Source organism: Cupriavidus sp. 05T42 (assembly GCF_056396345.1).
This window is the reverse complement of the sequence record NZ_JBFTLH010000012.1, coordinates 148,955-168,653: the sequence shown is the minus strand read 5'-3', so window position 1 is coordinate 168,653 and position 19,699 is coordinate 148,955. Positions and strand designations below refer to the sequence as shown.

At 63.8% G+C, this 19,699-nt stretch carries 20 protein-coding genes; 17 read left to right on the top strand and 3 right to left on the bottom strand.

Annotated elements, in window-relative coordinates; all coding sequences use genetic code 11:
• The first annotated feature begins 77 nt into the window (after positions 1 to 77).
• Positions 78 to 1,832 carry a branched-chain amino acid ABC transporter ATP-binding protein/permease gene (locus tag AC1EJR_RS17785; protein WP_477113506.1) on the top strand — a complete coding sequence of 585 codons (1,755 nt, stop codon included), beginning with the start codon at positions 78 to 80 and terminating at the stop codon, positions 1,830 to 1,832.
• A 9-nt stretch (positions 1,833 to 1,841) separates the two neighbouring features.
• Complete coding sequence (locus tag AC1EJR_RS17780) at positions 1,842 to 2,585, top strand: ABC transporter ATP-binding protein (protein WP_092300369.1); 744 nt, start codon at positions 1,842 to 1,844, stop codon at positions 2,583 to 2,585.
• Positions 2,586 to 2,718: 133 nt separating this feature from the next.
• Here the strand turns inward: AC1EJR_RS17780 and AC1EJR_RS17775 are convergent, their stop codons facing one another.
• Positions 2,719 to 3,639, bottom strand: a complete 921-nt coding sequence (locus AC1EJR_RS17775) for a LysR substrate-binding domain-containing protein (protein WP_477147333.1) — start codon at positions 3,637 to 3,639, stop codon at positions 2,719 to 2,721.
• A gap of 141 nt (positions 3,640 to 3,780) precedes the next feature.
• Here AC1EJR_RS17775 and AC1EJR_RS17770 point away from each other — a divergent pair, with 141 nt between their 5' ends.
• Together AC1EJR_RS17770 and AC1EJR_RS17765 are read left to right on the top strand one after the other, a co-directional pair.
• Positions 3,781 to 4,782 carry a Bug family tripartite tricarboxylate transporter substrate binding protein gene (locus tag AC1EJR_RS17770; RefSeq protein WP_092300363.1) on the top strand — a complete coding sequence of 334 codons (1,002 nt, stop codon included), beginning with the start codon at positions 3,781 to 3,783 and terminating at the stop codon, positions 4,780 to 4,782.
• 3 nt (positions 4,783 to 4,785) lie between these two features.
• Positions 4,786 to 5,664: an N-formylglutamate amidohydrolase gene (locus AC1EJR_RS17765; protein WP_477113472.1), complete on the top strand. Its 879-nt coding sequence runs from the start codon at positions 4,786 to 4,788 to the stop codon at positions 5,662 to 5,664.
• Between the two features lie 77 nt (positions 5,665 to 5,741).
• Here AC1EJR_RS17765 and AC1EJR_RS17760 read toward each other — a convergent pair whose 3' ends face one another.
• Both AC1EJR_RS17760 and AC1EJR_RS17755 read right to left on the bottom strand, forming a co-directional pair.
• The gene (locus AC1EJR_RS17760; RefSeq protein ID WP_092300357.1) at positions 5,742 to 6,104 is read right to left on the bottom strand and encodes a hypothetical protein; all 363 of its coding nucleotides are present in this window, start codon (positions 6,102 to 6,104) and stop codon (positions 5,742 to 5,744) included.
• A 17-nt stretch (positions 6,105 to 6,121) separates the two neighbouring features.
• Positions 6,122 to 6,577, bottom strand: a complete 456-nt coding sequence (locus tag AC1EJR_RS17755; RefSeq protein WP_441644879.1) for a penicillin-insensitive murein endopeptidase — start codon at positions 6,575 to 6,577, stop codon at positions 6,122 to 6,124.
• Positions 6,578 to 6,834: 257 nt separating this feature from the next.
• Here AC1EJR_RS17755 and mnmG point away from each other — a divergent pair, with 257 nt between their 5' ends.
• The 13 genes from mnmG (at position 6,835) to AC1EJR_RS17690 (ending at position 19,301) form a co-directional block, all read left to right on the top strand.
• Entirely contained in the window at positions 6,835 to 8,790 is a 1,956-nt protein-coding gene (gene mnmG, locus AC1EJR_RS17750) for a tRNA uridine-5-carboxymethylaminomethyl(34) synthesis enzyme MnmG (protein ID WP_477147332.1), read from the top strand.
• Entirely contained in the window at positions 8,791 to 9,501 is a 711-nt protein-coding gene (rsmG, locus tag AC1EJR_RS17745; protein ID WP_477113471.1) for a 16S rRNA (guanine(527)-N(7))-methyltransferase RsmG, read from the top strand. It abuts the gene before it with no gap.
• A 71-nt stretch (positions 9,502 to 9,572) separates the two neighbouring features.
• Positions 9,573 to 10,346: a ParA family protein gene (locus AC1EJR_RS17740; RefSeq protein ID WP_092300345.1), complete on the top strand. Its 774-nt coding sequence runs from the start codon at positions 9,573 to 9,575 to the stop codon at positions 10,344 to 10,346.
• A 32-nt stretch (positions 10,347 to 10,378) separates the two neighbouring features.
• Positions 10,379 to 11,281 carry a ParB/RepB/Spo0J family partition protein gene (locus tag AC1EJR_RS17735; RefSeq protein WP_092300434.1) on the top strand — a complete coding sequence of 301 codons (903 nt, stop codon included), beginning with the start codon at positions 10,379 to 10,381 and terminating at the stop codon, positions 11,279 to 11,281.
• Positions 11,282 to 11,670: 389 nt separating this feature from the next.
• Positions 11,671 to 12,219: an ATP synthase subunit I gene (locus tag AC1EJR_RS17730; protein ID WP_092300343.1), complete on the top strand. Its 549-nt coding sequence runs from the start codon at positions 11,671 to 11,673 to the stop codon at positions 12,217 to 12,219.
• Positions 12,220 to 12,486: 267 nt separating this feature from the next.
• Positions 12,487 to 13,356, top strand: coding sequence for a F0F1 ATP synthase subunit A (gene atpB / locus AC1EJR_RS17725; RefSeq protein WP_092300340.1), 870 nt, complete (start codon positions 12,487 to 12,489; stop codon positions 13,354 to 13,356).
• Positions 13,357 to 13,419: 63 nt separating this feature from the next.
• On the top strand, positions 13,420 to 13,686 hold the full coding sequence (gene atpE / locus AC1EJR_RS17720; RefSeq protein ID WP_092138471.1) for a F0F1 ATP synthase subunit C: 267 nt from the start codon (positions 13,420 to 13,422) through the stop codon (positions 13,684 to 13,686).
• Between the two features lie 105 nt (positions 13,687 to 13,791).
• Positions 13,792 to 14,262, top strand: a complete 471-nt coding sequence (locus AC1EJR_RS17715; protein WP_477147331.1) for a F0F1 ATP synthase subunit B — start codon at positions 13,792 to 13,794, stop codon at positions 14,260 to 14,262.
• Positions 14,263 to 14,264: 2 nt separating this feature from the next.
• Entirely contained in the window at positions 14,265 to 14,807 is a 543-nt protein-coding gene (locus AC1EJR_RS17710; RefSeq protein ID WP_092300334.1) for a F0F1 ATP synthase subunit delta, read from the top strand.
• 39 nt (positions 14,808 to 14,846) lie between these two features.
• The gene (gene atpA, locus AC1EJR_RS17705; protein ID WP_092300331.1) at positions 14,847 to 16,388 is read left to right on the top strand and encodes a F0F1 ATP synthase subunit alpha; all 1,542 of its coding nucleotides are present in this window, start codon (positions 14,847 to 14,849) and stop codon (positions 16,386 to 16,388) included.
• A gap of 74 nt (positions 16,389 to 16,462) precedes the next feature.
• Complete coding sequence (atpG, locus tag AC1EJR_RS17700; RefSeq protein ID WP_092300327.1) at positions 16,463 to 17,338, top strand: F0F1 ATP synthase subunit gamma; 876 nt, start codon at positions 16,463 to 16,465, stop codon at positions 17,336 to 17,338.
• Between the two features lie 33 nt (positions 17,339 to 17,371).
• The gene (atpD, locus tag AC1EJR_RS17695; protein WP_092300324.1) at positions 17,372 to 18,775 is read left to right on the top strand and encodes a F0F1 ATP synthase subunit beta; all 1,404 of its coding nucleotides are present in this window, start codon (positions 17,372 to 17,374) and stop codon (positions 18,773 to 18,775) included.
• 109 nt (positions 18,776 to 18,884) lie between these two features.
• Positions 18,885 to 19,301, top strand: a complete 417-nt coding sequence (locus tag AC1EJR_RS17690; RefSeq protein ID WP_477147330.1) for a F0F1 ATP synthase subunit epsilon — start codon at positions 18,885 to 18,887, stop codon at positions 19,299 to 19,301.
• Positions 19,302 to 19,699: the final 398 nt, after the last annotated feature.

Sequence of the window (19,699 nt, the reverse complement as noted above, 5' to 3'; positions counted from 1 at the left end):
CCGACAAGCCGGTGGAGATCATCCACCCTCGCACGAAGGCGCGCACCCCAGCCGCCACGCGCAATCGTATTTTCACGATGTTGTTCGTCGTCGTGCTGGCCTTGCTGCCTGTGCTGCCGACGCCCGAGTTCTGGATCACGCTCGGCAACTACATCGGTCTCTATAGCATCGTGGCGATCGGGCTGGTGCTGCTGACGGGCGTCGGCGGCATGACCTCGTTCGGGCAGGCGGCGTTCGTGGGCCTGGGCGCCTACAGCACGGCCTACCTGACGACGCAGTTCGGCCTGTCGCCGTGGTTCGGGCTGCTGGTGGGGCTGGGCATCACGATGGCCTGCGCCTACGTGATCGGGCTGATCACCATGCGGATGTCGGGCCACTACCTGCCGCTGGCGACGATCGCCTGGGGGCTCTCGCTGTTCTTCCTGTTTGGCAACCTTGAATTCCTGGGCAAGTACGACGGCCTGAATGGCGTGCCGGTGCTGTCGTTCTTCGGTGTGTCGCTGCAGTCCGGGCGCTCGATGTTCTATCTGATCTGGGTGGTGGTGCTGCTCGCCGTGCTGGCCATGCAGAACCTGCTGAACTCGCGGCCGGGCCGTGCCATCCGTGCGCTCAAGGGCGGCGGCACGATGGCCGAGGCGATGGGCGTGAACACCGCCTGGATGAAGGTGGTGATCTTCGTCGTGGCGGCGGTGCTGGCCTGCGTGTCGGGCTTCCTCTACGCGCACCTCCAGCGCGCCGTGAACCCGACGCCGTTCGGGCTCAACTACGGCATCGAGTACCTGTTCATGGCCGTGGTGGGCGGCGTGGGCCACGTATGGGGCGCGGTGCTCGGCGCGGGCATCCTGACCATCCTCAAGGACGTGCTGCAGGGGCTGCTGCCGAAGCTGCTCGGCTCCACGGGCAATTTCGAGATCATTGTCTTCGGTGTGCTGATGGTGCTGCTGCTGCAATACGCGAGCGACGGCATCTGGCCGTTCTTGCGCCGGCTGTTCCCGTCGGGGCCACCGGTGACGGCGCCGGACGATGCCCAGCCGCTGCCGGTGCGCCAGAAGCCCGAGGCCGGCGAGCTGATCCTCGACGTGCGTGCGGCGCGCAAGCACTTCGGCGGGTTGGTGGCCGTGAACGACGTGAGCTTCCAGGTGCGCGCCGGCGAGATCATCGGGCTGATCGGGCCGAACGGCGCCGGCAAGTCCACCACGTTCAATCTCGTCACGGGTGTGCTGCCGCTGACGCGGGGCGAGGTGCGGTACCGCGGTGAGGTGATTTCGGGCTTGCCGTCGCGCGAGATCGTCAAGCGCGGCGTGGGCCGGACCTTCCAGCACGTGCACCTGCTGCCGACGATGACGGTCCTCGAAAACGTAGCCATCGGCGCGCACCTGCGCGGCGACTTCCGCCCCCAGGGCGGCGTGGCGGCGGCGATTCTCCGCATGAATCAGGCCGAGGAGCAGAAGCTGCTGTTCGAAGCGCGCCGGCAGCTCGAGCGCGTGGGGCTGGCCGACTGCATGTATATGGAAGCCGGCAGCCTCGCGCTGGGCCAGCAACGCATTCTGGAGATCGCGCGTGCGCTGTGCTGCGACCCGGCGCTGCTGCTGCTGGACGAGCCAGCGGCMGGCCTGCGTTACAAGGAGAAGCAGGCGCTGGCCGAGCTGCTGAAGAAGCTGAAGGGCGAGGGCATGAGCGTGTTGTTGGTCGAGCATGACATGGACTTCGTGATGAACCTGACCGATCGCCTCGTGGTGATGGAGTTCGGGACGCGCATCGCCGAGGGCGTGCCGGAGGAGGTCCAGAAGAATCCGGCTGTGTTGGAAGCCTATCTGGGCGGCGTCGAGTGAGGATATGAGATGAATCTGATTCTGGAAGTCGATGACCTGCATGTTCGCTACGGCAAGGTCGAGGCGGTGCATGGCGCCAGCCTGAAGGTGGAGGCCGGGAAGATCGTGACCGTGATCGGTCCGAATGGCGCGGGCAAGTCCACGATGCTCAACGCGATCATGGGCGCGCTGCCGGTGAGTGGATCGTCGAACGGCGCGGTGCGCTACCTCGGCCATGACATGGCGGGCATTCCGGTGGAGGGGCGCGTCGCGCGCGGCATGTGCCTGGTGCCGGAGAAGCGCGAGTTGTTCGCGTCGATGACGGTGGAGGACAACCTGCAACTGGGCGCGTTCCGTCGCAAGAAGGCCGGCGAGCGCAATTACCTCGATCAGATGGAGGTGGTCTACGGGCTGTTTCCCCGGCTGAAAGAGCGGGCGAAGCAGGACGCCGGCACGCTGTCAGGCGGCGAGCGCCAGATGCTGGCGGTGGGCCGCGCGCTGATGGCCAAGCCGCAACTGCTGATGCTCGACGAGCCCAGCCTTGGGCTGGCGCCGCTGATCGTCAAGGAGATCTTCCACATCATCCACAACCTGCGCGAGACCGGCGTAGCGACGCTGCTGATCGAGCAGAACGCGCGCGCCGCGTTGCAGGTGGCCGACTATGCCTATGTGATCGAGACCGGCGACATGGCGATGGAAGGGCCGGCTTCCGAGTTGGCTAGCAATCCGAAGGTGATCGAAACGTACCTGGGGCTGGCGAAGAAGGCGGCCTAGTGTACGAAGTAGGTACGGTTGGTTACTTGGATGAATGAAAGCCGGCGTTGAGCCGGCTTTTTTATTTGTGCAGAGAATATCAGGCTGGAGTAGATGGGCGGGATGGATGTTTTTTCCCTTGGCTTAGGAAAGCTCATCTATCCAGTTCATCCTCCTTCGCCACCTCCAACAGCCATGCGCGGAAGCAATTCAGCGCCACATGGTCGCGCCGCTCCTTCGGGGCGCAGAGGAAGTATCCACGCTGCAGCCGGATCGGCAGATCGAAAGGTGCGACCACTGCGCCGGCGGCGATTTCGTCGCGCACCAGGCAGCGCTGGAGCACCGCCACGCCCATGTCCGCCTTCACTGCCTGGACGAGGATCGACACCTGATCGAAGCCGGTGGCCAGTCGGGGCGCAGCACTGGGTACGCCCGCTGCTTCGAGCCAGTGCTGCCAATTGGCGGGCGCCGTGGTGTGGAACAGCAGCGGTTCCTGGAGCAGATCGGCGKGGTGCTGCCATCTTCCCGCCGCGCGCCGTGCGTGGGCCCGTGCGGGGTGGCAGATCGGCACCATCTCGCGGCCAATCACATAGTCGACTTGCAGACCCGGCCACTTGTCGGCCACGCCGGCGAGCAGCGCCGCATCGGGCGACGGCCCGGAGAGATCCTCGTTGCGGCGATAGGGCACGAAGTCGAGCCGGATGTCGGGGTGTCGGCGGTGAAAGTCGGGCAGGCGCGGCACGAGCCAGACGCTCGCCAGCGTGGGGACGGCTGACAGCGTGAGGTGGTGCTGCCGGGCCTGATCCCGTTGCAGCATCGCCGCGCTGGCGGCTTCGATGGCGGCCAGTGGGCCAGCCACGGCCTCAAGATAGATTCGTCCCGCCTCGGTGAGCGTCAGCCGATGTGCGTTGCGATGGACCAGCGGCTGGCCGAAGTGTTCTTCCAGGCGCGCGATGGCCCGGCTGATGGCGCCCTGGGTCACGCAGAGCGTCTCCGCCGCGCGCGTGAAACTGCCCAGCCGCGCCGCCGTGGCGAACGCGTGCAACTCGGACATCGACGGGGAACGGAGCCGCATGGGGCAGGGCGCGGGGGCGCTTGGTTAGGATGAGCTTTGGTAATGCAACCGTGCAATATAGTCGTTTGTGCGCGACCGGTAAACTCCCGACACTCGACGCTCGGTATCCCCATCGAGAACGATAAAGAGGAGTTTGATCCCATGACCCGAGCCCGTTCCCCGCGACGCCAGTTCCTGCTGACCGGCATCGCCATGGCCGCCACGCTGGGCGCCACCGTCAGCGGCCACGCCATTGCGCAAGGCAGCTATCCGAACAAGCCGATCCGGCTTGTCGTGCCGTTCGCGGCGGGCGGTTCCACCGATCTGTCGGCACGCCTGGTGGCCGAATTCGCCGGCCGGGAGCTGGGCCAGACCATCGTCGTGGACAACAAGGGTGGGGCGGGCGGCTCCATCGGCATGGAGCAGGTGGCGCGCTCGGCGCCGGACGGCTACACGATCGGCATGGCCACTGTGAGCACGCACGGCTCGAACCCGGCCGTCTACCCGAAGCTCGGCTATGACCCGATCAAGGACTTTGCGCCGGTCACCAACGTGATTGCCATCCCGAGTGTGTTCGCCGTCCACCCGAGCGTGCCGGCCAAGACGATGCAGGAGTTCATCGCGCTGGCCAAGGCCAACCCGGGCAAGTACACGTTCGCGTCGCCCGGTGCGGGCTCGCTGGGGCACGTCAACATCGAGAACTTCATGATGCTGGCCAAGATCGACCTGCTGCACGTGCCGTACAAGGGCGCCGGGCTTGCGCTCAATGACGCCGTGGCAGGGCAGGTCAACGCGATCACCGACAACCTGTCGTCCACGCTGCCCCACGTGAAATCGGGCCGCCTGCGCGCGCTGGCGGTGCTGGGCGCGGCACGCTCGTCGCAGTTGCCGAATGTGCCGACCTATAACGAGCTCGGCTTCAAGGACATGGGCGATGGCGGCTGGTTCGGCATCGTCGCACCGGCCGGCACGCCGCCGGCCATCGTCGACAAGCTCAACGCCGCCATCCACAAGGCGATGCAGAACCCCGAGTTCAAGCGCAAGGTCGAGGAGTCCGGCGGTACGCTGGTCCCGACCACGCCTGACCAGTTCAAGGCGCAGATCCAGCAGGCCATGGCCCGCTATGCCCGCGTGGCCAAGGCTGCCAACATCAAGCTGGACTGAGCGATGACGACCTTCGAAGCTGTACAGGGCGACGCCCCGATTGGCCCGTTCTCGCTGGCCGGCCCCCAGGGTGATCCGCTGCCGCTGGTTTGCGATTCTCCGCACAGCGGCGTGTTCTATCCGGACGACTTCCGCGCGGTGGTGCCGCTGGCGCGGCTGCGAGGTGGGGAGGACACCCACATCGACACGCTGTGGGAAGCCGTGCCCGAGGTCGGCGGGACGCTGGTCGCGGCCACTTTCCCCCGCGTCTATATCGACCCGAACCGGATGCTCGACGACCTCGACCCGGACCTGCTCGACGGCCCCTGGCCGACCACGCTGGCCCCGGGCGAGAAGACGCGCCTCGGCTACGGGCTGGTCTGGCGCAGGCTGGATGCGAATACCCCGATCTATGACCGCAAGCTGTCCGTAGCGGAAGTGCAGACACGGATCGACCGCTATTACCGGCCGTACCACGCGGTGCTGTCGTCGGCGGTGGAGGCCGCTTACAGCCGCTTCGGCGCGGTGTGGCACTTGAACCTGCACTCGATGCCGAACACCGCCTACGAGCGGCTCAAGATCCAGAGCCCGCACCCGCTGGCGGACTTCGTACTGGGCGACCGGGACGGCACCACATGCGAGCCCGGCCTCGTCAACCTCGTGGAGCGGGAACTGCGGAAGATGGGCTACACCGTAGCCCGCAACGACCCGTACAAGGGTGTGCAGCTCATCGCCCAAATCGGCCGCCCCGCCGAGCGCCGCAATAGCCTCCAGATCGAGATCCGCCGCCCGCTCTATATGGATGAGGCAACCAAGGTACCCAATGCGGGTTTCGTGACCCTCCAGCGGGATTTGGGATTGCTGTCGGCGAGCATCGCCACGTATATCCGCGGGAAGCTTTGAAAGCGGTACGGTGATGTTTCACGTGAAACATCGGAGAGGGAAGGGCCCCGCGGAAGCGGGGCTTTTTCTTTGGGGGCTTAACAGATGACGCCGCCGATGCTTTTGCCGGTTTTCAAGTCGAAACCGACGTAGCACACGTATTCCTTGGCAGAGTATCGTAGACAAGAAATTTCTCTTTTTTCCCTCACGCGAGTCGAGGCGTCCGCACCGCATGCATCAGGCCGGTCCGGCCCAAGGGCGTTGAACATCTCTCGGGCGGCGCTACCCGAGATCAAAAAGGAAATCTTACTGTCGCCTTTGCTGGGCGGGATCGTGTCGCCAAGATAGCCACCATATACAACGTACTCCACTTTTGCTGGACGAAACTCGTACTCCCATGCCGAAGCTGCAGCGCTCACTGCCGCCACGCCCAGCAATGTGGCGACCAGGACTATAGCCATTTGATATCTCATTGTCCTTATCCTCGGACACGAACGTGCAGATGGTTATCGTGGAATGGCTTCCGGACGACCCGTGGGACTGTGAGGTCGTTAAAGTACACATAATCCACGTGTCCACATTGCCAAATGAGCTCGACGAGTCGGCGTGTGGCGGCGCGATCATAGGCCGCTTGCTGGTATTCGACTGGCATGTGTTTCCCGTCCTTACGGACGGGCCGAATGTCGATATCCAGCCCATCCCTATGCGATTTGTGGCCTTCGAAATAGGTGCTGTCGGCGAGACTAATGTTCCCGAATCCCAGCTTCCGATCATCGTGCCGGCCCCATTTGAACTCAAGGTTGAACAAGAACGACAGCATATTCGGATGCGCGTATTGCCCCAGGCCCGCGCTGGGCGTTCCATAGGTGTAGTACGACGCTTCCTCTGGCGCCTGCGGCAGCATGTGAAGACCCCGTGAATCCTGGAAACTCATGACTGAACTCCTGTCTGGTGAGTCCAAGATCATGCGCCGAGTCATGTTGCGACGCAAAAAATGCATCAAATACGTCACAAATGACGTGCGTGGCGGAGATCACAGATTGTGTTCCACGTGAAACACTTCCTCCCACCATGTACCGCACCCGCCATGTTTCACGTGAAACATGGTGTCCGACCAAAGTCCCTGATGGGATTGCCGCTATAATTCGGCATCCTGAATTTTCCCGCCCAGCCTCCCGGAGGAGGTGTCCCATGCTTTACCCGAAAGAGTTCGATGTCATTGTCGTCGGTGGTGGTCACGCCGGCACCGAAGCCGCGCTTGCCGCCGCCCGTATGGGCTGCCAGACGCTGCTGTTGAGCCATAACATCGAGACGTTGGGTCAGATGAGCTGCAATCCGTCGATCGGCGGCATCGGCAAGGGGCATCTGGTCAAGGAAGTGGATGCCATGGGCGGCGCAATGGCGGCGGCCACGGACGAGTCCGGTATCCAGTTCCGCATCCTCAACTCCAGCAAGGGTCCGGCCGTCCGTGCCACGCGTGCCCAGGCGGACCGTGTGCTGTATCGCAAGGCGATTCGGACCCGGCTGGAGAACCAGCCGAGCCTGATGCTGTTCCAGCAGGCCGTCGATGACCTGATGGTGGAGGGCGACCGCGTGGTTGGCGCCATGACCCAGGTTGGCATCGCCTTCCGGGCGCGGGCTGTGGTGCTGACGGCGGKGACGTTCCTCGACGGCAAGATCCACGTCGGGCTGGATAACTACACGGGTGGGCGTGCCGGCGATCCGGCGGCGGTCTCCTTGTCGGCACGTCTGAAGGAATTGAAGCTACCGCAGGGCCGGCTCAAGACCGGCACGCCGCCTCGTATCGACGGGCGCACCATCGACTTTTCGGTGATGGAAGAGCAGCCGGGCGATCTCGATCCGGTGCCGGTGTTCTCCTTCCTGGGCCGTCCGGAGCAGCATCCGCAGCAGCTTCCGTGCTGGATCACGCATACCAACAGCCGTACCCACGACATCATTCGCGGCGGCCTGGACCGCTCTCCGATGTACACCGGTGTGATCGAAGGGGTAGGGCCGCGTTACTGCCCGAGCATCGAGGACAAGATCCATCGCTTTTCGAGCAAGGAAAGCCACCAGATCTTCCTCGAGCCGGAAGGGCTGACGACGAACGAGTTCTATCCGAATGGCATCTCCACCAGCCTGCCTTTCGACGTGCAGCTCGATCTGGTCCATTCAATCCGCGGCATGGAGAACGCGCACATCCTGCGTCCCGGCTACGCGATCGAATATGACTACTTCGATCCGCGTGCGCTGAAGGCGTCGCTGGAGAGCAAGGCCATCCAGGGGCTGTTCTTCGCCGGCCAGATCAACGGTACGACTGGGTACGAGGAAGCCGCCGCGCAGGGCCTGCTGGCCGGTATTAACGCAGGCTGCTTTGTGCGCGAGCGGGATGCCTGGACGCCGCGCCGGGACCAAGCCTACCTCGGCGTGCTGGTCGATGACCTGATCACGCGTGGCGTGACCGAACCGTATCGGATGTTCACGAGCCGTGCCGAATTCCGCCTGAGCCTGCGCGAAGACAACGCGGATATGCGTCTGACCGAGATGGGGCGCGAACTGGGCGTGGTCGATGACGCCCGCTGGGACGCCTTCAATCGGAAGCGCGACGCTGTTTCACGTGAAACAGAGCGCCTGAAGAGCACGTGGGTCAACCCGACGCTGCTGCCCGAGGCTGACGCCGTGCCGCTGCTCGGCAAGGCCATCGAGCGCGAGTATTCGCTGGCTGATCTGCTGCGGCGCCCCGAGGTCACCTATGAGGCACTGATGGCGATGCAGGATGGCCGTCATGCGCCGGAAGGGGTGCTCGATGCAGACCCGATGCTGGCCGAGCAGATCCGCGAGCAGATCGAGATCGGCGTGAAGTACCACGGGTACATCGCCCGCCAGGCCGCCGAGGTGGACAAGCTGGAAGCCAACGAGGCGACAAAGTTGCCGCCTAATTTCGACTACACCGAGGTGCGCGGGCTGGGCTTCGAGGTCAGCCAGAAGCTGAACCAGCATCGTCCGGAAACGCTCGGGCAGGCGTCGCGGATCTCGGGCGTCACGCCGGCCGCGATCTCGCTGCTGTTGGTACACCTCAAGAAGAAKGGCATGGGACGCGGTGCGTCCGCTGCCGCGCCGGCCGGCAACGGCCAGGAGGCTGCCTGAGTGGGCGGCCCCCGACACCCCGCGATCGACGACGCCGCGCAACGCCGCCGCCTGGAAGCCGGGTTGGCGGCCATGGGCCTKACACTGGCGCCGGCCCAGATCGACACGCTGTTCGCCTACCTGACGCTGCTGCGCAAGTGGAACAGCGTCTACAACCTCACCGCCATCCGTCATCCTGACGAGATGCTCACGCACCATCTGCTCGATTCGCTGACGGCCGTCCCCGCGTTGGCGGAAGCCGCGCGCGCCACGGATGCGGCCGAGCCGGCCCGGGGCAGGGTGCTCGACGTCGGCTCCGGCGGCGGCATGCCCGGGCTGCCGTTGGCGATTGCCTGTCCGGACGTGTCCGTGCTGATGGTCGACATCGTCCAGAAGAAGACCGCGTTCCTGACACAGTGCCGCGCACAGCTTGGGCTGTCCAACGCCGCCGCGCATTGGGGCCCGGTGGAGAAGCTCGAGGACGCCAGCGGCTATGCCGTGATCACGTCGCGGGCGTTCGCGGAGTTGAGCGATTTCGTGAGCCTGTCTGGCCAATTGCTGGCGCCGGGCGGGAAGCTGATCGCGATGAAGGGTATTTATCCACAGGCGGAGATCGATCGCATGGAAGCTGCTGGACTGATGGCGACGTGGCAGGTGGAGGCGGTACCGAAGCTGACGGTGCCGGAACTGGATGCGGAACGGCACCTCGTGGTGCTGTCGCGCCGGTCATGAACGATAATGTGAACAATTCAGCACAAACCGGCCTCGCGCCGGCGGTAAGCACTGAGGAGCAGCAAGCGCCTATGGCCAAGGTATTCGTGATCGCCAACCAGAAGGGCGGTGTGGGCAAGACCACCACCACGGTGAATCTGGCCGCCGGGCTGGCTGCGCAGGGGCAGCGCGTGTTGCTGGTGGACCTCGATCCGCAGGGCAATGCCTCGATGGGCTCCGGCATCGACAAGCAGTCGCTCGAACACAGCGTGTACCAGGTGCTCGTGGGGCTGTCGACGGTGCAGCAGGCGCGCCAGCGTTCCGAGTCCGGCCGCTACGACGTGGTGCCCGCCAACCGCGAACTGGCCGGTGCCGAGGTGGAACTCGTCGAGTTGGACCAGCGTGAGCGCCGGCTCAAGCAGGCGCTGGCCGAGGTGGATGGCGAGTACGACTTCGTGCTGATCGACTGCCCGCCGTCGCTGTCCCTGCTGACGCTGAACGGCCTCTGCGCCGCGCACGGCGTGATCGTGCCGATGCAGTGCGAGTACTTCGCGCTGGAGGGCCTCTCGGACCTCGTCAACACGATCAAGCAGGTCCACGCGAACCTGAACCGCGAGCTGAAGGTGATCGGCCTGCTGCGCGTGATGTTCGACCCGCGCGTGACGCTGCAGCAGCAGGTGTCGGCGCAGCTGGAGGCCCACTTCGGCGACAAGGTGTTCAAGACCGTGATTCCGCGCAACGTGCGGCTGGCCGAGGCTCCGTCCTATGGCATGCCGGGCGTGGCGTTCGACGCCGCGTCGAAGGGCGCCAAGGCGTATCTCGATTTCGGCGCGGAGATGATCGCGCGCGTGCGGCAGCTCGGTTGAGCGTCGCGGATTAGGATAGAAGGATGGCGACCATGAGTACCGCGAAGAAGAAGGGCCTCGGCCGTGGACTGGAGGCACTGCTGGGCGGCCCCGCCGAGATCGTCGAGACCGCGAAGCAGGAGGGCGCGCCCACCGTGCTGCGCCTGGAACAGCTGCAGCCGGGCAAGTACCAGCCGCGCACGCGCATGGACGAGGGTGCGCTGCAGGAGTTGGCCGCGAGCATCCGCGCGCAGGGGCTGATGCAGCCGATCCTCGTGCGCCGTGTGGCCGAGCCGGACCGCTACGAGATCATCGCTGGTGAACGCCGCTTCCGCGCCTCGAAGATCGCGGGCCTGGACAAGGTGCCGGTGCTCGTGAAGGACGTGGCCGACGAGGCCGCCGCCGCGATGGCGCTGATCGAGAACATCCAGCGTGAAGACCTGAACCCGCTCGAGGAAGCGCAGGGTATCATGCGGCTGATCCGCGAATTCCAGTTCACGCACGAGCAGGCCGCCGAGTCGGTCGGCCGCTCGCGCAGCGCGGTGTCGAACCTGCTGCGCCTGCTGAACCTGGCCAATCCCGTGCAGACGATGCTGATGGCGGGCGATCTCGACATGGGTCACGCGCGCGCGCTGCTGGCCGTCGACGGCGCCAACCAGATCACGCTCGCCAACCAGATCGTCAACAAGCGGTTGTCGGTGCGCGAGACCGAGAAGCTGGTCACGTCGACGCTCAAGCCGTTCGACCTCAAGTCGCTCAAGCAGAAGACCGGCAACGGCACGCGTGACGTGGCGCGCCTGGAAGAAGAATTGTCCGATACGCTGGGCCTGGCCGTGCAGATCAAGCTCGGCGCGCGCGGCAAGGGTCAGCTGACGATCCACTTCACCAGTAACGACGCCCTCGACGGCGTGCTCACCCGCCTGCGCGAGCCTGCGGACGGCCAGCGCGTGGCCTAGCGTCATCCGCGCGTTACGGCAACCGCTTTGTGCCCCGGAGGCACGCGGTTGTCGGCCTGTTGCGACAATGCCGCGATGTCCGTCGCGGCGCTTCCCACAATCTGCGCGATAACCGAACGGCTTGCACCGTCGAAGGGCAGGGTGCACCGCTCGCGCGCAGGTCAAATCGCCATCATGCGGCCCGTTGCGCGCGCAATCCAATTACGTCTTGCGTCATTGCCGCGCAATATCCCGCCAGCCATCATGGAGGCGTGATAGCAACCGTTGTGCGCAACATGCTGCAAGCTAACTGAAAGCAGATTGACTCGTCTCGTGGATTCCCCGTAGAATCGTGCGGTTTGAATTCTGGCCGGACCCGAAAAGTTCCGGCCTGGAACGAGGCTAGGCAGGTGGTGGTACGAGACCGACAGCAAGACCCTTCGCTGGACCGTGCAGCGTCTCCGGATCAACCGAATACCGCTCGTCGTTACGACGACTGGAGCGATCGGGATGATGACTGGGGCGATGATGGCGCGAATGAAGAACAGGCTGTCGATCCGCTATCGCGTGCCGATGCGGTGACGCTGCTGGGCGAGCGTGCGCTGCGCCCGTCGCGGATGACACCAGCCAGGGTGGTGATGGCGCAGGTTGTTGTGACGCTGCTGTCGGCCTTGGCCTGGGCGGTGTTCGCGCAGGAGCAGGCGGCGTCGGGCTGGTCGGCGTTCTTTGGCGGCACGGTGTGTTTCGTGCCGAGCGGTTTCTTCGCGCTGCGCCTGTGGATGTCGCGCGGGCAGCCGTCGGTCGGCGGCCTGGTGGCCGGCGAGGCGATCAAGGTCTTCGGCACCGTCGCACTGTTCGTGCTGGTGGTGGTGCTGTACCGCGATCTGCGCTGGGTACCGATGCTGGTCACGTTCCTGTTGGCGCTGAAGACATATTGGGTGGCACTCGCGATTCGCTGAGTGGATTCCTGAAGCGGTGGCCGGATGCAAGGGTCGGCTGCCGATTCAAATGAGGCACCCCTCCGGAATATCAAGAGGTTTCAGTTTCACGCGCGGCGGGCCCACGAAGGGGCCAGTGCCGCGTGAGCAAGGTTTGCCCAGAACAACGAGGCGGCTTGCCTGGCGGTGACCGGTCACGTGACCGAAGGCCATGCAAGACGCGTACCGGGCTTCCGCCAGAGCGGGGGCCAGTACCTATCCATTTCGCAATATACGGTTCGCAACGACATGTCAGCAGAAGCTACGCAAGGCGCAGGGCATACGCTCACACCCTCAGGCTATATCGCCGAACATTTGCAGAACTTGAATTCGATCGGCGGGAAGCAGCATTCCGTGGTCGATTTCAGTGTCATCAACTATGACACGGTGTTCTGGTCCGTCCTGTGCGGCGTGCTCGCACTCTCGTTCCTCTACGCCGCCGCGCGCCGCGTGACGCCTGGCGTGCCGGGCCGCTTCCAGGCCTTCGTGGAAATGATCGTCGAGATGGTGGACGACCAGGCCAAGGGCATCATCCACGGCGACCGCTCGTGGATCGCCCCGCTGGCACTGATGGTGTTCTGCTGGATCACCGTGATGAACGCGATCGACTTGATCCCCGTGGACTGGGTCACCGGCCTGAACCACCTGCTGGGCGTGTTCCACATCCACCTGCCGCACCACCGCGCCGTGGCCACTGCCGACCTGAACGGCACGCTGGGCATGTCCTGTGCCGTGCTGGTGCTGATGATCTACTACAGCTTCAAGATCAAGGGCGTGGGCGGCTTCATGCACGAGCTGTTCTCGGCCCCGTTCGGCGCCAAGTGGTACCTGGCCCCGTTCAACCTGATCCTGAACGTCATCGAATACCTGGCCAAGGCCGTCTCGCTCGGCATGCGGTTGTTCGGCAACATGTACGCCGGCGAACTGGTGTTCCTGCTGATCGCGCTGCTGGGTTCGATCTGGACGTTCAGCGGCGACCTGTCCGCGCTGGGCTTCGTCGGTCACGTGATTGCTGGCGCCGTCTGGGCCATCTTCCACATCCTGATCGTGCTGCTGCAGGCATTCATTTTCATGATGCTGACGCTGGTGTACATCGGCCAGGCTCACGATCACCACTGATTTCAAGGTTTTTGGTTTTTTGGTTTTTTGGTTCTAAGTCTCTCTCAATTTAAAGGAGTCATCATGCAAGCATATCTCGCCAACATCCAGGGTCTGACCGCTATCGGCATCGGCATCATCATCGGTCTGGGCGCCATCGGTGCCTGCCTGGGTATCGCCCTGATGGGCGGTAAGTACATCGAGGCATGCGCACGTCAGCCCGAGCTGATGAACCCGCTGCAAACCAAGATGTTCCTGCTGGCTGGCCTGATCGACGCGGCATTCCTGATCGGCGTGGGTGTTGCAATGCTGTTCGCCTTCGCCAACCCGCTGCTGGCTGTCATTCAGTAAGTCTTTTCGGTCTGCATGATGCTGACGGGCGGCGCAGGCCTCAGTCCGATGGCCTGGCCGCCCTTGTGCATTTATCTGTAGTTTGATTACCGAAAGGAACACACCATGAATCTGAACGCAACGTTTTTTGCGCAGATGGTCGTGTTCTTCATCCTGTGGTGGGTTGTTGCCAAATTCATTTGGCCGCCGCTGGTGAAGGCGCTCGACGAACGCGCAAAGAAGATCGCCGATGGCCTCGCCGCTGCCGAAAAAGGCAAGGCCGAGCTCGAACTCGCTAACAAGCGTGTGGACCAGGCTATGGCCGAAGCCCGCACCGAKGGTGCTCAACGCGTCGCTGACGCCGAGAAGCGCGCCCAGCTGACGGCCGACGAGATCAAGCAGAACGCCCAGGCAGAAGCCGCACGCATCATCGCCCAGGCCAAGGCCGAGGCGGATCAGCAAGTGACCCGCGCTCGCGAACAGCTGCGCGACCAGGTCGCCACGCTGGCCGTGAAGGGCGCCGAGCAGATCCTCAAGCGTGAAGTGAACGCGCAGGTGCACGCCGACCTGCTCAATCAACTCAAGGCTGAGCTCTAATCATGGCTGAAACCGCAACCATTGCCCGTCCCTACGCCGAGGCGCTGTTCCGCGTCGCGAGCGAAGCCGGTGCAGGCAACCTGGGTGCATGGTCCGAACTGGTGTCGGAGATGGGGCAGGTTGCTGCCAATCCCGACATGAAGGCGCTTGCCGACGATCCGAACGTTTCCGCCCAGAAGCTGGCGGAAGTGTTCCAGTCGGTGCTGAAGAGCCCGGTCAACGACGAGGCACGCCGCTTCGTGAACCTGCTGGCGGAGAACCACCGCCTGACGGTGCTGCCGGAAATCGCCGAACAGTTCCATGCGCTCAAGAACGCCCGCGAGGGGTCGTCCGACGTCGAGATCACCAGCGCTTTCCCGCTGGAGACCTCGCAAGTCAACGAACTGGTCGCCGCACTCGAACGCAAGTTCGGCCGCAAGCTGTACGCACAGGTGGCGGTGGACCCGTCCCTGATCGGCGGCGTGAGCGTCAAGGTCGGCGACGAAGTGCTCGACACCTCCGTGCGCGCGCGCCTGGCCGCCATGCAAGCCGCGCTGACCGCCTGACCGCAACGGCCGACGGATTGAAGAATTAGGAGCATTGTGATGCAACTGAACCCCTCAGAAATCAGCGAGCTGATCAAGTCCCGCATCTCGGGTCTTGGCGCCGACGCTGAAGTGCGCAACACCGGCACGGTGATCTCCGTGACCGATGGTATCTGCCGCGTGCACGGCCTGTCCGGCGTGATGCAGGGCGAGATGCTGGAATTCCCCGGCAACACCTTTGGCCTGGCGCTGAACCTGGAGCGTGACTCCGTGGGCGCCGTGGTGCTGGGTGAGTACGAACACATTTCCGAAGGCGACACGGTGAAGTGCACCGGCCGCATTCTGGAAGTGCCGGTGGGACGCGAACTGCTGGGCCGCGTGGTGAACACGCTGGGCCAGCCGATCGACGGCAAGGGCCCGATCAACGCCAAGGAAACGGACGTGATCGAGAAGGTGGCCCCGGGCGTGATCGCACGTCAGTCGGTGAGCCAGCCGGTGCAGACCGGCCTGAAGTCGATCGACGCGATGGTGCCGATCGGCCGTGGCCAGCGCGAGCTGATCATTGGCGACCGCCAGACCGGCAAGACCGCCGTGGCTGTCGACGCCATCATCAACCAGAAGGGCAAGGGCGTCTTCTGCGTGTACGTGGCAATCGGCCAGAAGGCTTCGACGATCGCCAACGTGGTGCGCAAGCTGGAAGAGCACGGCGCGATGGAATACACCGTCGTCGTGGCCGCTGCCGCTTCGGACTCGGCCGCCATGCAGTACCTGGCCGCCTACGCCGGCTGCACGATGGGCGAGTACTTCCGCGACCGCGGCGAAGACGCACTGATCGTCTATGACGACCTGACCAAGCAAGCCTGGGCCTACCGCCAGGTGTCGCTGCTGCTGCGCCGCCCGCCGGGCCGCGAAGCCTACCCCGGCGACGTGTTCTACCTGCACTCGCGTCTGCTCGAGCGTGCTGCCCGCGTGAACGAAGACTACGTGTCGAAGTTCACCAACGGCGCCGTGACCGGCAAGACCGGCTCGCTGACCGCGCTGCCCGTGATCGAAACGCAGGCTGGCGACGTGTCCGCCTTCGTGCCGACCAACGTGATCTCGATCACCGACGGCCAGATCTTCCTGGAAACCGACCTGTTCAACGCCGGTATCCGCCCCGCTATCAACGCCGGTATCTCGGTGTCGCGCGTCGGTGGTGCTGCCCAGACCAAGGTCATCAAGAAGCTGTCCGGCGGTATCCGTACCGACCTGGCCCAGTACCGTGAACTGGCTGCGTTCGCGCAGTTCGCCTCGGACCTGGACGATGCCACCCGCAAGCAGCTGGAGCGCGGCCGCCGCGTGACGGAACTGCTGAAGCAGCCGCAGTACCAGCCGCTGCAAGTGTGGCAACTGGCCGCGTCGCTGTACGCCGCGAACAATGGCTTCCTGGACAACGTGGACGTGAAGGACATCCTGCCGTTCGAGAAGGGCCTCCACGACCACCTGAAGACCAAGTTCGCCGATCTCGTCAACCGCATCGAAGATACCAAGGATCTGTCGAAGGACGACGAGGCCGCACTGCGTGCCGCGATCGAGGATTTCAGGAAGTCCGCCGCGTTCTAACCGCGTAATTCCACGGATCGTGCCGCGCGCCCGGAGTAACGGTGGCGCGGCGCGAAACGAATGGAGAGGAAGATATGGCCGGAACGAAAGAGATTCGAACCAAGATCAAGAGCGTGCAGAACACGCGCAAGATCACCAAGGCGATGGAGATGGTCGCCGCGTCCAAGATGCGCAAGGCGCAGGAACGGATGCGGAATGCCCGCCCCTACGCCGAGAAAGTGCGGAATATCGCGGCGCACCTGGCTACGGCCAACCCCGAGTTCAAGCATCCGTTCATGCAGGCCCGCGATGTAAAGCGCGCTGGCATGATCGTGGTGACGACGGACAAGGGCCTGTGCGGCGGCATGAACACGAACGTGCTGCGCGCGGTGACCAACGAACTGAAGACCCTGCAGGGCCGCAACGTGGACGTACAAGCGACCGCGATCGGTACCAAGGGCATGCAGTTCCTGGGCCGCATTGGCGCCAAGGTGGTCTCGCATGTGGTGCACCTCGGTGACACCCCGCATCTGGAAAAGCTGATCGGCGCGATCAAGGTCCAGCTCGACGCATTCGCCAATGGCGAGGTCGACGTGGTGTACCTGGCGTACACCAAGTTCATCAATACGATGAAGCAGGAGCCGATGGTCGAGCAACTGCTGCCGCTGGCAGCCGACAAGCTCAGCCAGACCGAAGACGAAAAGCGTGCCTACTCGTGGGATTACATCTACGAGCCTGACGCCCAGACCGTGGTGGAAGAGCTGCTCGTCCGCTACGTCGAAGCGCTGGTGTACCAGGCCGTGGCCGAGAACATGGCGTCCGAGCAATCGGCGCGCATGGTGGCCATGAAGGCTGCTTCCGACAACGCCAAGAACGTGATCGGCGAACTGCAACTGGTCTACAACAAGACCCGTCAGGCAGCGATCACCAAGGAACTGTCGGAAATCGTCAGCGGTGCCGCTGCGGTCTAAGGCGTCAAGTATTCAAGCTATCGGAGATACGAAATGAGTATCGGAAATATTGTGCAGTGCATTGGCGCCGTGGTGGACATCGAGTTCCCGCGTGACGCAATGCCGAAGGTGTACGAGGCGCTCGTGCTGGAAGAATCCGGCGACTCGTCGTTTGCCGAGAAGGGCCTGACCTTCGAAGTGCAGCAGCAGCTGGGCGACGGCGTGGTGCGTACGATTGCCCTGGGCTCGTCCGACGGCCTGCGCCGCGGCATGCCGGTCAAGAGCACTGGCGCTGCCATCTCCGTGCCGGTTGGCCACGGTACGCTGGGCCGCATCATGGACGTGCTGGGTCGTCCCATCGACGAAGCCGGCCCGATCCAGGCTGACGAGCTGCGCGGCATCCACCAGAAGGCCCCGAAGTTCGACGAACTGTCGCCGTCGGTGGACCTGCTGGAAACCGGCATCAAGGTGATCGACCTGGTCTGCCCGTTCGCAAAGGGCGGTAAGGTTGGCCTGTTCGGCGGCGCCGGTGTGGGCAAGACCGTGAACATGATGGAGCTCATCAACAACATCGCCAAGCAGCACAGCGGTTTGTCGGTGTTCGCCGGCGTGGGCGAGCGTACCCGTGAAGGGAACGACTTCTACCACGAAATGAAGGACTCGAACGTGCTCGACAAGGTGGCCATGGTGTTCGGCCAGATGAACGAGCCGCCGGGCAACCGTCTGCGCGTGGCGCTGACCGGCCTGACGATGGCTGAGCGCTTCCGTGACGAAGGCCGCGACATCCTGTTCTTCGTGGACAACATCTACCGCTACACGCTGGCCGGTACCGAAGTGTCCGCACTGCTGGGCCGTATGCCTTCCGCCGTGGGCTACCAGCCGACGCTGGCCGAGGAAATGGGCAAGCTGCAGGAGCGCATCACGTCGACCAAGACTGGCTCGATCACGTCGATCCAGGCCGTGTACGTGCCTGCGGATGACTTGACCGACCCGTCGCCCGCCACGACGTTCCTGCACTTGGACTCGACCGTGGTGCTGTCGCGTGACATCGCAGCGCTGGGTATCTACCCGGCCGTTGACCCGCTCGACTCCACGTCGCGTCAGCTGGATCCGCAAGTCGTCGGCACGGAACACTACGAAGTGGCCCGCCGCGTACAGCAGACCCTGCAGCGCTACAAGGAACTGCGCGACATCATCGCGATTCTGGGCATGGACGAACTGTCGCCGGAAGACAAGCTGGCTGTGTCCCGCGCCCGTAAGATCCAACGTTTCCTGTCGCAGCCGTTCCACGTGGCCGAAGTGTTCACGGGTTCGCCGGGCAAGTACGTGCCGCTGAAGGAAACCATCCGTGGTTTCAAGATGCTGGTGGATGGCGAGTGCGATCACCTGCCGGAACAGGCGTTCTACATGGTCGGTTCGATCGACGAAGCCTTCGAGAAGGCCAAGAAGCTCCAGTAAGCGGTGTGTTTCGCCTTCATGCACCGTGGCAACTGCCGCGGCCCGCGTGGAGGCGAAAACTTGCTTCCTGGTATCGGGAAGCTAACGCTTTCAGGAGAAAGGATCTGATATGGCAACCATTCTTGTAGACGTCGTCAGCGCGGAAGCGTMGATCTTCTCCGGTCAGGCGAAGTTCGTGGCGTTGCCGGGCGAGACGGGTGAACTGGGTATTCTGCCGGGCCACACGCCGCTGATCACCCGCATCCAACCGGGTGCGGTGCGCATCGAGAAGGAAGACGGTAGCGAAGAGTTCGTGTTCGTTGCCGGCGGTATTCTCGAAGTCCAGCCGAAGCACGTAACTGTGCTGGCCGATACTGCCATCCGCGGTAGCGATCTGGACGAAGCCAAGGCGCAGGACGCCAAGCGTGCGGCCGAGGAACTGATGCAGAACCAGGGCAGCGACCTGGACCTGGCGCGCGCACAAAGCGAGCTGGCCGTGGCCGCTGCGCAGCTGGCTGCCATCGCCCGTCTGCGTCGTAAGAAGTAAGCAGTTAAGTAGGACTGGCGCACCTGTTGTTTTTTCGGTGCGCCATGGAAAAAGGCAGCCATGTGGCTGCCTTTTTTGTTCGACGGGCGCTATATTTTCCTGCCTGGACCACAAAAAAAAGCGCGCGGGCCGGGGAGGCTCCGCGCGGACGGGAAAATCCCTTCGAGGGGTCAATTCGAAGGAACGGGTTCGGTCCAGGATTTACTCACGAGCGCATCGGAGTCTTCTCTCCGCATCCTTGGCGAGGTCTCCGACATCACGTCCGGGGAAACTCAAGCCACGCGCCGATCGGTCTTTCCTGGTGCTCYGGATCGGCAAGTTCTGACTTGCTGGTCCGGAAAATCGGGATACTGCCAAGCAAACTCTTCAGGCTTTCTTCCGCATCCCCTTATTTTTCA